Source organism: Pseudarthrobacter sp. NIBRBAC000502771, from assembly GCF_006517215.1.
In the GTDB taxonomy this organism is placed as follows: Bacteria; Actinomycetota; Actinomycetes; order Actinomycetales; family Micrococcaceae; genus Arthrobacter; species Arthrobacter niigatensis.
This window is the reverse complement of record NZ_CP041187.1, coordinates 1258464-1273124: the sequence shown is the minus strand read 5'-3', so window position 1 is coordinate 1273124 and position 14661 is coordinate 1258464. Positions and strand designations below refer to the sequence as shown.

The following is a 14661-nucleotide window of genomic DNA, read 5'->3' as shown; positions in this document are numbered from 1 at the left end:
CGTCATTCCTGCTGCTCCGCAGGATTGGTCCGATGATTACGACGACGTACTGCTGGGTAATGCGTGGTTGTGGGGCTACCCGGCCGGGCTGGTGGAGATCCGGTGGAGCCATTCGAGGAAAAGCTTGAGTTCCGAGCTGGAAAGCTGGTCAGAGTGCGAGGCCTGAAGTGCGGCGTTCAGGGCGATCGCTGCCACCACCACCGAGGACTTTCCGGCGCCGCCCGGGGCCGGGCCGCTGGCGGGCTCGGCGGACACCGCGAAAATCATGGCGTCCCGGGTCATGGTGGACAGTTCGAGGTTGCGTTCGGTGGCGGGCTCCGCAATCAGCATCAGCGTCACGCCCACGTTGGCCGCCAGGATGGACCTGGCCGCTTCCCGGGGCTGGACGTTCAGCTGGCCCGCCGCCGCTGCCTTGTTCAGCATCTCCTCCATCAGCGCCTCGGCGTCCGCCACGATGGCGGGCCGGCTTTCCGGACGGATATTGCCGAACATCACCAGGTACAGCTCGGGCTGGTTGAGCCCGAACTGGACGTGGTTGTCCCACATTCTCCGGATGTCCTCGAGGGGCTGTCCGGAAGGGGCGAAATCCCTTTCGCCCGCGACATATTCTTCAAATCCTGCGGCGACGACGGCGTCGAACAGACCTTCCTTGTCACCGAAGTGGTGGTACAGGGTGGGAGCGGAGACCCCTGCCAGCTGGGTGATCTGGCGGGTGGAAACCGGAGCTCCCGCGGAATTTGCCAGCAGTTCCGCGGCAGCACGGAGCAGCCGCATTTTGGGGGGAAGCTGGCCATCCAAACTCATAACCGCTACCCTAGCACCTATAGCGTTGCTATATGAACTGAATCACATACAATTTTTTCAGGCTCGTTTCCACCTCCTGACGTGGCAGTCCGGCGGTGTTCCGGCACGGCGCCGGAAATGTTTGGCGGGCCTGGCTACCGGCAGAGAATGAGGACCTTCAGTGCAGAACTTCCCAGGAGTAGGCGTCAGTCCAGGCCGCGTCATCGGCACCATCCGCCAGATGCCCAAACCGATCAGTGAGCCTCCTGCCGGTGAGCAGCTGGCGCCGGACACCACGGCGGAAGAAGCCACGGCTGCCCTGAAGGCGGCCTCGCAGGCCGTGCATGACGAGCTGAAGGACCGCGCCGCGCACGCCACCGGAGACGGAAAGGCGGTCCTTGAAGCCACTGCACTGATGGCCAAGGACACCATGCTGATCAAGGGCGCGGCCAAGCTGGTGGCCCGGGGCACCTCCGCCGAGCGCGCCATCTGGGAATCAGGCTCCTCGGTGTCGGAGATGCTGCACAACCTGGGCGGCTACATGGCCGAACGCGCCACCGACGTCCTGGACGTCCGCGCCCGGATCGTCGCTGAGCTGCGGGGCGTCCCCGCGCCCGGCATTCCCGCCTCCAGCACCCCGTTCATCCTGGTGGCAGAAGACCTGGCCCCCGCGGATACCGCCACGCTGGACCCCAACAAGATCCTGGCGCTGGTCACCGCCGGCGGCGGACCCCAGTCCCACACTGCCATCATCGCCCGCTCGCTCGGCCTGCCCGCCGTGGTCGCAGCCGTGGGCGTTGATGAACTTCCGGACGGCACCGAGGTGTACGTGGACGGCGCGGCCGGCAGCATCACCGCCGAACCCGACGAGACCCTCCGTGCCACGGCCGAAGCCTGGGCGGCAACGGCCTCCCTGCTGGCCGAATTCACCGGCACGGGTACGACGGCGGACGGCCACGAGGTGCCGCTCCTCGCCAACGTGGGCGGCGGCAAGGACGCCCAAGCAGCTGCCAAGCTGGGCGCCCAGGGCGTGGGCCTGTTCCGCACCGAGTTCTGCTTCCTGGAACGGGACACGGAACCTTCCGTGGAGGAGCAGGCGGCGGCCTACAAGAGCGTGTTTGATGCATTCCCCGGCAAGAAGGTGGTGCTCCGCACGCTCGACGCCGGCGCCGACAAGCCGCTTCCGTTCCTGACCGACTCCACGGAGCCCAACCCTGCCCTGGGCGTCCGCGGCTACCGCACCGACTTCACCACGCCGGGCGTCCTGGACCGGCAGCTGGAAGCCATTGCCCTGGCCCAGCAGCAGTCCGAAGCCGACGTCTGGGTCATGGCTCCCATGATCTCCACGGCCGAGGAAGCCTCCCGCTTCGCCTCCATGTGCGCGGACGCCGGGATCAAGACCCCCGGCGTCATGGTGGAGGTCCCCTCCGCCGCCCTCACCGCCGAAGCGATCCTCCGCGAAGTGGAATTCGCCAGCCTGGGCACCAACGACCTCACGCAGTACGCCATGGCGGCCGACCGCCAGCTGGGCCCGCTGGCCAACCTGAACACCCCGTGGCAGCCCGCAGTCCTGCGCCTCGTCGGACTGACCGTCGAAGGATCCCGCGCCGAGGGCCACAACAAACCCGTTGGAGTCTGTGGTGAGGCTGCCGCCGATCCTGCCCTCGCCGTCGTCCTTACCGGCCTTGGCGTCAATACACTCTCCATGACCGCGCGTTCGCTGGCCGCAGTGGCCGCGGTCCTGAAGACGGTAACCCTGTCCGAGGCCCAGGAACTGGCCAAGCTGGCCCTCTCCGCCCCGAGTGCCACCGAGGCGCGGGCCTGGGTGCGCGAAAAGCTGCCGGTCCTGGAGGAACTGGGACTCTGACCAGCCGGGGGCCGCCGGGCGGCACCCGGGATAGGCTACGTCCATGGCACTGATAGCCCCCCGGGTCTCGGCCGGCCTGCCCGCCGGCGAGGCCCGCGCCCTGACGCGCGCCCTCGAGGACACCAACGACGTCACCGTGTTCGTGGACGGCACCGTCCACCGGCTGCCCGCGGAGGCCCGCGACGCCGTCGTCGATCTCCTCGCCAGGCTGGGACGCGGCGAAACGGTGACGGTGAGCAGCGTGGAGGAGATGCTGACAACCTCCCAGGCCGCCGAACTGGCCGGGATTTCGCACACCTACCTGCGGAACATGACCGATCGCGGGGAAATCCCGGTGGAGTACCGCGGATCGCACCGCCGGATCCGCACGGCCCACATCATGGCCTGGCTGGAGCAGCAGAAGCTTGCCGAACAGAAGCGCAAGCAAGGCAAGAACGCGGCCGTCGACGCCGGCGCGGGCGAATAGTGCGGGCCCCCCTGTCCTGGCCACGGCGCCAGAAGGATGTTGTGCTCCACTCAGCCGACATGGAAGCGAACGGTTTCACGGGCCGGATCCTCTGGGCTGACGGGACACCAGCCCCTGGACCGGATGCCGCAGGCGCCTCCACGGCACCCGCCTACATCCTCATTCACGGCATCGGCGTTTCACACCGCTACCTTCGCCGCTTGCACGGTGAGCTCGCCGCCGTTGCCCCAACGTACTCCTTGGAACTGCCGGGCTTCGCTGGAACGCCCAGGCCGGAGCGGCAGCTGTCCGTGGCCGACTACGGCGCCTTCATCGCCCAGGCACTCAAGGCAAGCGGCATCGCCTCCTACATCCTGGTGGGGCATTCCATGGGCGTGCAGTTCGCCATCGAGGCAGCGCTCTATGCTCCCGGCCAGGCGCAACGGCTGGTCCTCATGGGTCCGGTGGTGGACTCGCGGCACCGGACCGTCGTGCGGCAGGGCATGGCGCTGTTCCTGGACGCCCTCCTCAGGGAGAGCCCAGGGTCGAACTGGCTCGTGCTCTCGGACTACTTCCGCTGCGGGCCCCGCTGGTATTTCACCGTGCTCCCCGTCATGATGGCCTACCCTACGGAGCGGAGGCTGGCCGGGATCAACGTTCCGGTCCTGGTGCTGCGCGGCGACAACGACCAGGTGGCAGGCGCTGACTGGTCGCTCCAACTCTCCCGGGCAGTGCCGGAGGGAAGCTTCGCGGAGATCCAGCACGCCGGGCACGTGGTCCAGCACCTGCGCCCGCGGCAGGTGGCGGATGCCATCAAATCCTGGGCCGCCCTGCCCAGCGCCGCATCTTGAGGGCCGCGTGCAGCTCCAGCCGGGGCATCCCCTTCAGCGGGTCCACGCCCAGCAGCTGCCTGATCCGTCCGAGCCTGTTGTAGATGCTGCTGCGGTGCAGGTGGAGCCTGGTGGCCACGTCCTGGACCGAGCCGTCGTTGTCATAGAGCAGCTCCAGGACCGGAATGAGCTCACCGTTGCGGTCATGGTCCTCGAGCATGCGGAAGTACACCGATCCGGAGTCCGCCCAAGCACCTACTCCTCCCCCGGCGGAGGCCAGCAGCTGGTACACGCCGGTGGCCCTGCAGTCCACCAGCTCGCCCAGCGGCGGATCCACCGCGGCCGCCTGGGCTGCCATCCGTGACTGCCGGTACGCCTCCGAGAGCTGCCGGGTCTTCGCGAAGCCTTCACTGATGCCAAGGATGATCCGGTGCACCGGGCGGCCGGAACGCTTGGCCAGCTCCAGCTGGTAGTGCACCAGGACCTGGGCATGGTTTGCCCGGCCGGTCGATTCGCGGAACAGCACCACCGAATGCGTCTCCGTCCCCGCGCTGAAGAGGGCGGCATCCACGCCCACCGTGGCCTGCAGCGCGGTGGACCGGTGGATCAGAGTGGAGGCGATGGGGTCCGGGCCGCTGGCCCAGCCGTCTGCGTCCAGGACCGTGACCATCTGCCACGGCCCCCTCCCCTGGACTTCCTTCCAGCCGGCCACCGCAGCCACCGCATTGGGCTCCCCGGCACAGGCGGCCAGGAACTCCCGCTCGCGGCCCCGCCGGAATTCGGATTCAGCCGTGTTCGAGTCGAGCAGGAGCCCTGACAGCAGCTCAAGCTCGTGGTTGACGCCCGGCAGCTGGGTGAGGATCGCCGTCGGGCTTTCCTCCGCCGAGTCCTGCTGCACCCAGAGATAGCCCACCCGGAAACCGCGCACCATCAGCGGGACGCACACGCGGCCCAGCATGCCCAGGTCCGGGTTGGCCGGCACCACAACAGGCCGTACGGCGGTGGCGATCCCGTGCGCGAGCTGCCACGCGCTCACGTCCGCCGGGACCTTCTTGCTCAGCAGGAAGTTGACCCGGACGCGGTCAGCGTGGGACTGGTTGGAACTGTAGGCGAGCAGCAGCCCGTCCAAATCCTCCAGGGACAGCCCCCGGCCCAGCTTCTGCGCCACCTGTTCGACGAGCTGTTCCACACCCTGCTGCTGCATGGGCCAACAGTACTGCCCCGGCGGCCCCGCGGACGAACGGACACGAGGCGACACCTGACGCTCCAAGGCTCGACGGATGTCGAGGCTAAGGATCCAAAAACCGCGGAATCCCGCGGTTCCGGCCAGCCCGAGGGCACGGGATCATGTCGCCTGGCTCACAGCGGGATTTATCGTTTAAACACGAAAATCCTTCCACCTGTACGGCCTACCGGCCCCCCAAAAACTGGAGCAGACGATGATCATCGGCGTCCCCAAAGAAATCAAGAACAACGAATTCCGGGTGGCCATCACCGCGGCCGGCGTCCACGAGTTCCTCACCCACGGGCACACCGTCCTGGTGGAGCGCGGCGCAGGCCTGGGCTCGGGAATCACCGACGAGGAATACTCGATCGCCGGCGCCGAGATCGTCAACGAGGCGGACGACGTCTGGGCCCGCGCCGACATGGTGATGAAGGTCAAGGAACCGATCAAGTCCGAATACCACCGCTTCCGCAAGGGCCTGATCCTCTTCACCTACCTGCACCTCGCGGCAGAGCCGGAACTGACACAGGAACTCATCAACTCAGGCGTCACCGCCATCGCCTACGAGACCGTGCAGGAAGGCCGCACGCTGCCGCTGCTGGCTCCGATGTCCGAAGTTGCCGGCCGCCTGTCCGTCCAGGTGGGCGCCACCTCGCTGATGGCACCGGCCGGCGGCAAGGGCGTGCTGCTGGGCGGCGTGCCCGGCGTGCGCCCCGCGAAGGTGGTTGTCCTGGGCGCCGGCGTGGCCGGAACCAACGCCGCTGCCATGGCCCTGGGCCTGGGTGCCGACGTCACCATCCTGGACATCAACATCAACCGCCTGCGCGAACTTGATGCCCAGTACCAGGGACGGCTGAAGACCGTTGCCTCCAACAAGTACGAGATCGAGAAGTCAGTGGTGGACGCCGACCTGGTGATTGGTTCCGTCCTGATCCCCGGCGCCAAGGCTCCCAAGCTGGTCACCAACGACCTCGTGGCCCGCATGAAGCCCGGATCGGTCCTGGTGGACATCGCCGTGGACCAGGGCGGCTGCTTCGAGGACACCCACCCCACCACCCACCAGGAGCCCACGTACAAGGTGCATAACACCATCTTCTACTGCGTGGCCAACATGCCTGGCGCCGTGCCCAACACCTCCACGTACGCGCTGACCAACGTCACCCTGCGCTACGCGGTGTCCCTGGCAAACCTGGGCGTCAAGGCCGCCTTCGACCGCGACCCCGCCCTTGCCGCCGGCCTTAACATCGCCGCAGGCCACGTGGCGCACCACTCCGTGTCCGAGGCCCACAACCTGCCCCTCGTCGCCGACTGGCACGAGCTGGTCTCCGCCTAAGCCCTCTCCATCGGTTGCTCCGTAATCGTCCTTTTGAACCCTCAGAACGGCGCTTACGGAGCAATCGATGAGTCATTTAACCAGTTCCCTGGCCCTCTCGATGATTTTGAGGACCTCGACGGCGTCCTCCGGGTTTACGGGGAGGGGCAGGGATGACTCTGCTCCGCCGTCGAGGATCTTGTCCCCCAGCAGGCGGTAGAACTCCGGGTAGTTCCCGCGTTCGGTGGCGAGGCGGTCCAGGTGCCCGTCGCGGCCCAGGAGCCCGGCCCATTCCGGTGCCTCCACGCCATAGTCCGCATCCCGCGGACTGCCGCCGGCCGCCATGTAAGGCTCCTGCGGGTCCACCCCGTTCTTGGTGAAGCCGCCGATCGAACCCAACACCCGGAAGCGCGGCCCCTGCTGGGCGCACAGCATGTTCATGGCCAGGTGGCTGGTCACACCGGACTGGTGCCGCAGGGCCAGGAAGGCGTCATCATCCGCCCGCTCGTCGGACCGGCGCGCCTGCAGCTCCGCGTGGAGGACGGTGGCCGGGCCGAACAGCTGCAGGGCCTGGTCGATCAGGTGGGTGCCCAGGTCGAACAGGACGCCTCCGCCGTCGGCAGCAGTGGCCCGCGCCTTCCAGGCCTTGGCAATGGAGGGGGACCACCGCTCGAACGTCGACTCGAACCGGGCCACCTTGCCCAGGGACTGGGTTGCCAGCAACTTCCGGAGCGTGAGGAAATCCCCATCCCACCGGCGGTTGTGGAACACCGTCAGCACGCGTCCCTCCGCCCGTGCCAGCGCAACGAGTTCCTGTCCCTGGGTGCTGGTGACCGCGAACGGCTTGTCCACCACCACGTCCAGCCCCGCTTCCAGCGCGGCCTTGGCCAGCGGGTAATGGGTCAGCGGCGGGGTCGCCAGGACCACAAGGTCAAGGTCTGCGGCCCGCTGCAGGACGGCGGCGCCGTCGCGCACCACCGCCACCCCCGGAAGCCGGGACGAGGCAGCTCCCTGCCGCCCGGCGTCGGACGTTGCAATGACGTCCAGCGAGTAGCTGGCGTTGGCTGCCAGCAGCGGCGCGTGGAAAACGCTGCCGGCGAGTCCGTATCCGACGACGGCGGCGCGGATGGTGCGGGGGTCCGCTGCAGTTCCGGTCATGGAAGCAACGCTACCCCCGGTCCCGTGTGGATAAGGCGCCGGGTTAAAGGAAGCCGGCACCCCTGGAAGACCAGGGGTGCCGGCTACTCGACAGGGCTGGGGGTGGTTACTTCTTTACCCAGCCGATGGTGGTCCAGTCCGGGACCTGCGAGGTGCTCTGGAAGAGCGACGGGCCGTAGTTGGCCAGTCCGGTGCGGACGAAGGAGATCTGCGGGCCGTTGAAGACCACGCCCATGGAGTAGTACTTGGCCATGTGCTCCTTCTCCACGTCCATGGCTGCCTTGTTGCGGGCTGCGTTGTCCTCGATGGAGGCGAGGTCGGCGATCTTCTTGTCCAGGTCGGCGTCGCCCAGCTTGTTCTCGTTGACCTTGGAGTCGTAGTACTGCTTGACGGCGTCGGTGGCATCCGGGCCCACGGTGTAGCCGGAGATGCTCAGGTCGAACTCGCGGCTGCCCAGCACCTTGCCGAAGTCGGCGGAGGCGCGCTGGTCGATGCCCACATCCATGCCACCGGCCTGGAGCTGCTTCTGCAGGGTCTGGGCCACTGCCAGGGTGGTGGGGTCGTCGCCGAAGTTGCTGATCTTGAAGGCGGCGGGCTTGCCGTCCTTCTCCATGATGCCGTTGGCGTTGGCCGTGTAGCCGGCGTCCGTGAGGACCTTCTTGGCCGCATCGGCTCCGGTTTCCTTCACCGGGTAGTTGTCCTGGTAGTACTCGGAGAACGGCAGCAGCATCATGGAACCGGAGCTGGGCTCTTCCCAGTTCAGTCCATTGAAGCGGACCTTGCGGAGGGCTTCGCGGTCCACGGCAGCGAAGATGGCCTTGCGGACGTTGACGTCGGTGATGCGCTGGGCGTTAAGGTTCAGGCCACCGGCGAAGAGGCGCTGGCCGCGGCGGATGTCCGAATCCTTGGTGCCGTCCAACTGCTTATACAGCGAGATGGTGTTGGCGGACATCGCGTCGATTTCACCGTTCTTGAAGGCGGCGATCTGTGCGCTGGTTTCCAGCTGGCGGAACGTCACGTTGGCCAGGACCGGCTTCTGGCCCCACCACTTGTCGTTCGGCACCATGGTTACCGTCTTGGCGGCGGTGTCGTACTGGTCAAGCTTGAAGGGGCCAGCCATCCACTCCGGGTGCATGTTGCCGTTGAAGCCCTCGTTGAAGATCTCGGGGGTGTTGACGGCGGGGTGGATGAGTCCGAAGAAGAGCGAATCCACGGGGAAGACCGGGCGGCTGGTCTTGACGATGACTTCCTTGTCGTTGCTGCCGGCCTCGACGGAGTCAACGAACTCGTAGGCGCCCGAGCTGACGATGTCGTAGCCGGCGTCCGGGCTCTTGAGGATGTTCCAGGTGTTCTTGAAGGCCTTGACGTCGATGGGCGTGCCGTCGTTGTAGGTGGCCTTGGGGTTGACCTTGATGGTGATGGTCTGCTTGCCGTCCTTGACCTCGCTGTCCACTGATTCGCAGAAGTCAGGGTTTGGCGTGACCTTGCCCTTGAAGTCCACCTTCCAGCAGCCGCCGATGCCGCCGCTGTTCATGGCAACCGGGTTCATGGGGATCTGCAGGGCGGAGTTGTCCGCACTGTTGCCGTTGTTGGAGAACCCGTTGAAGTCCGGGCCAATGTTGCCCAGCGGCAGGGTGACCTTGCCGCCCTGCTGGAGGTCGGACGCCGGCTTCTCGTTGATGCTGATCAGCTTGGACAGATCGCTCCCGGATTCCTGTCCTTTGGCTGTTTCGGGGCCGCTGGCACCGCCACCGCCGCAGGCCGTCAGCGCCAGGGCGGCAGCAATGGCTGCAGCTCCGCCGATCCTGTTCAGTTTCCTCATGGTTTTCCCTTCATTTGGTGCGAGTGGTGGTGCTTGGGGTCGAAAAGTCCTTAGGGCGCATGGTGGTCCGCCGGTTCGTGGACCACCAGCATGTCCTCATCCAGTTCCCCGTCCGGGAAGAAGCAGGCGAACTGCTGGTCCGTGGCAGTGGACGCCGTTTCCAGGGGCGGCTCAACGGTGAGGCACTTCTCCTGCTTGGCAGGCGGAAGTGCGGCGAAGACTGGACAGCGGGTGGCGAAGTTGCAGCCTTTGGGGGCCTGCAGCGGCGAGGGCAGGTCGCCCTGGAGGATGATGCGTTCGCGGGTGCGTTCCAGCCGGGGATCGGGCACCGGGATCGCGGAGAGGAGGGCGCGGGTGTAGGGGTGCCGCGGGTTGTCGAACACCCGGTCCACGGCGCCCACCTCCACGATCTTGCCGAGGTACATGACGGCCACCCGGTTGGAGATGTGGCGCACCACCGAGAGGTCGTGTGCCACCAGCAGGTAGCTCAGGCCCAGCTCTGCGCGCAGCTGGTCCAGGAGGTTGATGACCCCGGCCTGGACCGAGACATCCAGGGCCGAGACCGGCTCGTCGAGGACCACCAGCTTGGGGTTCACGGCCAGTGCCCGGGCGATCCCGATCCGCTGGCGCTGGCCGCCGGAGAACTGGTTGGGGAAGCGGTTGACGTGGTCCGGCTGCAGGCCCACGAGCTTCATCAGCTCCATGATCCGCTTCCTGGTCGCGGCCCGGTCCATGCCCGCGTTCTGCAGGGGTTCGGCCAGGACTTCGTACACCGTGAAGCGCGGATCAAGGGCGCCGGTAGGGTCCTGGAACACCATTTGGAGTTCGCGCCGCATCTTGCCCTTGGTCTTGGCATCAGCCGCCTGCTTGTTGCTCAGGCCGCCGATCACCACCTCGCCGTCCTGGTCCGGATGGAACTCCATGATTTCCAGGAGCGTCGTGGTCTTTCCCGAACCCGATTCGCCCACGATCGAAAAGCATTCGCCTTCGCGGATGTCGAAGCTCAGGCCGTCCACCGCCTTGACGGTGCCGATCCTGCGTTTGATGAGGGCTCCCCTGGTCAGGGGGAAGTGCTTGCGCACGTCCTTGAGCTGCAGGACGGTGGACCGCTCCTCCCGGGGAATCGCGTCGAAGCGGGACACCGCCACCGGCGGGGCGGCGAACACGTCGTGCACATCCACGGAGCCGCCCAGGGACCCTGCTTTGATGCAGGCGGCGCGGTGCTGGGCGTCGCCGTCAACGGATGCCAGCGCAGGTTCGCCGTCCAGGCACGCCTCCGAGGCCAGGGGGCAGCGGGGAGCGAACGAGCAGCCGGTGGGGGCCTGCAGCAGGTTCGGCGGCATGCCTTCGATGGGAACGAGCGAGGACTTCTCGGCCACATCCACGCGGGGCACCGCGCCCAGCAGGCCCATGGTGTAGGGCATCCGCGGGTTGTAGTAGATGTCCTCCACGGCCCCGGTTTCCACTGGTTTTCCTGCGTACATGACCATGATGTCGTCTGCCATCCCCGCCACCACGCCAAGATCGTGGGTGATCATGACCACGGCCGCGCCCGTCTCCTCCTGGGCCGTGTGGAGCACCTCGAGGACCTGGGCCTGGATGGTGACGTCCAGGGCCGTGGTGGGCTCATCCGCAACCAAAACGCGGGGGTTGTTGGCAATGGCGATGGCGATCATGACGCGTTGGCGCATGCCGCCGGAAAATTCATGCGGGAAGGCCTTCAGCCTGTCCTTGGGGCTGGGGATCCCCACCATGGCCAGCAGTTCGACGGCGCGGGCCTCCTTGGCCGTCCTGCTCATGGTGGGGTGGTGGATGGTGAGCGCTTCGATGATCTGGGTGCCCACGGTGAACACCGGGGTGAGGGACGACAACGGGTCCTGGAAGACCATGGCAAGGTCGTTGCCGCGGTACTTGCACATGTCCTTGTCGCTGAGCCCCAGCAGCTCCCGGCCCTTGAGCCGGACAGAGCCGGAGACCTGGGCGGTGGGCGGGAGGAGCCCCATGACGGCCAGGGAGGTGACGGACTTGCCGGACCCCGATTCGCCAACGATCCCGAGTGTCTTGCCCGGCATCAGGTCGAAGTCGACGCCCCTGACGGCGTGCACAACGCCGTTCTCCGTATTGAAGCGGACGTTCAGGTCGCGGACCGACAAGACGGCGTCGCCGGGGGCGTGCAGGCCTGCCACATGCAGGCGTTCCACGGTTGAACGTGATGGGTCCGTGGCTCCGGTGGTGGTTTCGCTGCTCATGCCGCCTTCTTTTCCGCGGTGGTTTTCCGGGCTTTGGCTTTCTTGGCCCTGCCGCTGGAGGTGGAGCTGGGGTCAAAGGCGTCGCGCAGGCCGTCGTTCATCATGGCCAGGGAACCGGTCAGCAGGAACATCACGGTGAGCGGCACCCAGAACATCCAGGGGAAGGTTTGCACCTGGGAGGTGGCCTGGCCGATCAGGACGCCCAGGCTCACGTCCGGAACCTTGATGCCGATGCCGATGAAGGAGAAGGCGACCTCGGCCAGGATGGCGGCGGTGACGCCGCGGGTGATGTCGAGGATCAGCAGTGAGCCGATGTTCGGTACCAGGTGCCGCCAGACGATCCGGCGCGGCGGGACGCCCATGTACTGGGCCGCCTTGACGAAGTCACGCTGCATCAGCGACATCGACATGGACCGGATCAGGCGGGCGGTGCCCATCCAGCTGAACACCAGCAGGACGATGATGAGGAGCAGCCAGGAGGGAAGGTCGCGCTTCAGCCCGGCCCCGCCGCCGCTCGTGGCGACAGCGACCACCAGGAGCGCCGGCATCATGATCAGCGCTTCGAGGATGAACAGCATGACCTTGTCCACCTTGCCGCCGAAGTAGGCCATGGTGCAGCCGTAGACGGCGGCGATCAGGACCGACACCAGTCCCACCACCAGGCCGATCAGGATGGAGATCCTGGTGCCCTCCACGGTCATGGCGTAAAGGTCGATGCCTGCCTGCGAGGTTCCGAGGTAGTGGTCGGCCGACGGGGGCATGCCGATATTGAAAGGATCGATGGTTTCCTTGTCCCACTGGGTGAAGAATCCGCCGATGAACGAGAAAACGGTCAGGGCCAGGAAGATGGCCAGGCCCGCAACGGCCGTCTTGTTCCGCAGGAAGCGGCGGAAGATGATGGTGGTTTTGCCGATGACGACGTCGGCGCTTTCCAGGTGCGCATCCTGCGCCACTGCTGCCGGGTCCACCGCGTTCAGGTTGGTCATGGCTACTGCACCCGTACTCTCGGGTCGACAAGCGTGGTGGCGAAGTCCGCCAGGATGGCGCCCAGGGCGAAGATCACGGAGCCGTAGGCCAGTGTGGCCGTGGCCGCGTTGACGTCCTGCAGCGAGATGGCGTCGATGCTCCAGGACCCGACGCCCGGCCACGCGAAGATCTTTTCGGCGAAGAAGCCGCCGGCGAAGATGGCAGGGATGGTGAAGGCGATGCTCTGGGCCACCGGGATGAAGGACACGCGAAGCGCGTGCCGGGCAATCGCCTGGTTCCGGGTCAACCCCTTGGCCCGTGCGGTGCGGACAAAATCCGCGTTGACGTTGTCCAGCAGGTATTGCCGCTGGGCGATCTGGTAGGCACCCCAGCCAACCAGGGTGATGGCCACGGTGGGCACCACGTAGTGGCCCAGCATGTCAACGAACTGGGCCCAGCCTGGGGCGAGGCCGGGGGTGGAGATGCCGGTGACGAAGAAGATCCGGTCGCCCACGGACTCGTTGATGTTGATGGCGCCCAGCTGGACCAGGAAGTAGGCGATGGGCGCCGGCACGATATAGGCGAGGTAGCTGTAGGACGTGATGACCCGGTCCTGGAACTTGTACTGGCGTGCCGCCGAATAAACGCCGAGCGCGACGCCGATCACCAGGGTCAGGATGATGGACGCCAGGAACAGCCGGGTGGAGATCCAGACACGGTCCCCGAACTCGGCGTTGATATAGGCGCCGTTGGGGCTGCGGCCCCAGTCCCAACGGGTGACGATGCCGGTGAGCCAGTCAACGTAGCGCTCCCAAGGGCTGAGCGCCGGGTCCAGGCCTTTGAGCCGCATGGAATTCGCCACCTGCTCGGGGGTGGGCCGCGGGATGCGCTCCTGTTCGAGCAGTGCCGGCTTGAGCGAGCTGACGGCCAGGAAGTAGCCGGCGGATGTGGTGAGGAAGATCATGACCACATACGTGATGCCGCGCTTGGCGAGGTACTTGAGCATGGGCGCTGCTGGATCCTTCCGTCCTCCCCGGACAAGCACGGATGGTGCCGCCTCACCGGGTCCCCTGTACCAGCGGGTAGCTGGCTTCCCGCAGCCCCTGGGGCAGGTCCTGGTGGACTATGTTGCGGGTCACATTCCAGAGGAAACTATCACAAGCCTCGAGCCGAAAAGCCGGGGAATCCCCGGAAACCAGGCGCGCCGTATCAGATCGTTATGAATAGTTCTGTGAAGCCCGCGTGACTGGACGCAGGGTCCGCTCAGCGCGTACCATACGCGCTTGTGACAACCCGTGTCACAAGCTCTCGCCACGATGCAGCCAGCCGTTCGCATGTGACTCCATGTTCACGGATCAGGTGTAGAAGCCTCTCGGGGTCCAGAGTCGCGTTGAGGGATCCCGCCATCAGCCAGGGCTCCGGGGATTCTGCGCCGGCTTCACGCAGCAGCATCTCCACGTGGCGGTCCCAGAGGGCGGCAGCAGGGACTTCAAATCTTCCCCTCGAAGCATTTCCGGCTGCGAGCACCAACTCCCCGAATTCCAAGACGTACGCGATCCGCCCGGCTCCAAAGGCGATGAGCCGGTCCAGTGGCGGTGCGCCCGGACCCAGGGGTGGCGGGCCGAACAGGAAGCGGGCCTGGAACGCGGCCTCCGAGTCGTTCAGCAGGGTGAGCATCAGCCCGGCCCGGCTCCCGAAGCGGCGGAAGACGGTGCCCTTGCCCACGCCGGCCTGCTCGGCCAGCCTGTCCATGGTGAGCGCGGCGGCCCCGCCTTGTTCGATCAACTCCCGGGCAGCCAGCAGGAGGCGTTCACGGTTCCGGGCGGCGTCGCTGCGTTCCGCGGCCGTCACGGGGGCCACGACCGGCCGCACTGGGATGGACCTCACACAGACAGTGTAGCCATGCGGAATATAAACGGACTGCGGTCCGTTTAGTCTGGTGAAGGCTCCATGAGCCGGAAGTTTGACCGAATGCGGCCCCCGCCGCTCCCCTAGCCAGGAGTT

General features: G+C 66.5%; 12 protein-coding genes. 4 read left to right on the top strand and 8 right to left on the bottom strand.

Features of this window, described 5'->3' with window-relative positions; all coding sequences use genetic code 11:
- Positions 1 to 75: 75 nt before the first annotated feature.
- Positions 76 to 804 (bottom strand): TetR/AcrR family transcriptional regulator, encoded by a 729-nt coding sequence (locus tag NIBR502771_RS06060; RefSeq protein WP_141158949.1) that lies wholly within the window; start codon positions 802 to 804, stop codon positions 76 to 78.
- A gap of 160 nt (positions 805 to 964) precedes the next feature.
- Between NIBR502771_RS06060 and ptsP the strand changes: the two genes are divergently transcribed.
- Genes ptsP through NIBR502771_RS06045 form a run of 3 tightly spaced genes read left to right on the top strand, consistent with a single transcriptional unit; the run spans position 965 to position 3946 of the window.
- Positions 965 to 2650: a phosphoenolpyruvate--protein phosphotransferase gene (ptsP, locus tag NIBR502771_RS06055; protein ID WP_141158948.1), complete on the top strand. Its 1686-nt coding sequence runs from the start codon at positions 965 to 967 to the stop codon at positions 2648 to 2650.
- 43 nt (positions 2651 to 2693) lie between these two features.
- Positions 2694 to 3116, top strand: coding sequence for a helix-turn-helix domain-containing protein (locus NIBR502771_RS06050; protein WP_141158947.1), 423 nt, complete (start codon positions 2694 to 2696; stop codon positions 3114 to 3116).
- Between the two features lie 59 nt (positions 3117 to 3175).
- Positions 3176 to 3946, top strand: coding sequence for an alpha/beta fold hydrolase (locus NIBR502771_RS06045; protein WP_141161431.1), 771 nt, complete (start codon positions 3176 to 3178; stop codon positions 3944 to 3946).
- Here NIBR502771_RS06045 and NIBR502771_RS06040 read toward each other — a convergent pair.
- Entirely contained in the window at positions 3909 to 5129 is a 1221-nt protein-coding gene (locus NIBR502771_RS06040) for a CdaR family transcriptional regulator (protein ID WP_141158946.1), read from the bottom strand. The genes NIBR502771_RS06045 and NIBR502771_RS06040 overlap by 38 nt on opposite strands.
- A 235-nt stretch (positions 5130 to 5364) precedes the next feature.
- Here NIBR502771_RS06040 and ald point away from each other — a divergent pair, with 235 nt between their 5' ends.
- Entirely contained in the window at positions 5365 to 6483 is a 1119-nt protein-coding gene (gene ald, locus NIBR502771_RS06035) for an alanine dehydrogenase (RefSeq protein ID WP_141158945.1), read from the top strand.
- Between the two features lie 72 nt (positions 6484 to 6555).
- On the opposite strand, the gene NIBR502771_RS06030 is transcribed toward ald, so the two are convergent.
- From NIBR502771_RS06030 to NIBR502771_RS06005, 6 genes are all read right to left on the bottom strand, one after another.
- The gene (locus NIBR502771_RS06030; RefSeq protein WP_141158944.1) at positions 6556 to 7620 is read right to left on the bottom strand and encodes a Gfo/Idh/MocA family oxidoreductase; all 1065 of its coding nucleotides are present in this window, start codon (positions 7618 to 7620) and stop codon (positions 6556 to 6558) included.
- 106 nt (positions 7621 to 7726) lie between these two features.
- A complete protein-coding gene (locus tag NIBR502771_RS06025; protein WP_141158943.1) occupies positions 7727 to 9442 on the bottom strand; it encodes an ABC transporter family substrate-binding protein in 1716 nt (571 codons plus the stop codon).
- 50 nt (positions 9443 to 9492) lie between these two features.
- The gene (locus NIBR502771_RS06020) at positions 9493 to 11691 is read right to left on the bottom strand and encodes an ABC transporter ATP-binding protein (protein ID WP_141158942.1); all 2199 of its coding nucleotides are present in this window, start codon (positions 11689 to 11691) and stop codon (positions 9493 to 9495) included.
- Positions 11688 to 12677 carry an ABC transporter permease gene (locus tag NIBR502771_RS06015; protein ID WP_141158941.1) on the bottom strand — a complete coding sequence of 330 codons (990 nt, stop codon included), beginning with the start codon at positions 12675 to 12677 and terminating at the stop codon, positions 11688 to 11690. The genes NIBR502771_RS06020 and NIBR502771_RS06015 overlap by 4 nt, the downstream gene beginning before the upstream one ends.
- Positions 12678 to 12679: 2 nt before the next feature.
- The gene (locus tag NIBR502771_RS06010) at positions 12680 to 13663 is read right to left on the bottom strand and encodes an ABC transporter permease (protein WP_141158940.1); all 984 of its coding nucleotides are present in this window, start codon (positions 13661 to 13663) and stop codon (positions 12680 to 12682) included.
- Between the two features lie 257 nt (positions 13664 to 13920).
- Positions 13921 to 14544, bottom strand: coding sequence for a TetR/AcrR family transcriptional regulator (locus tag NIBR502771_RS06005; RefSeq protein ID WP_141158939.1), 624 nt, complete (start codon positions 14542 to 14544; stop codon positions 13921 to 13923).
- Positions 14545 to 14661: the final 117 nt, after the last annotated feature.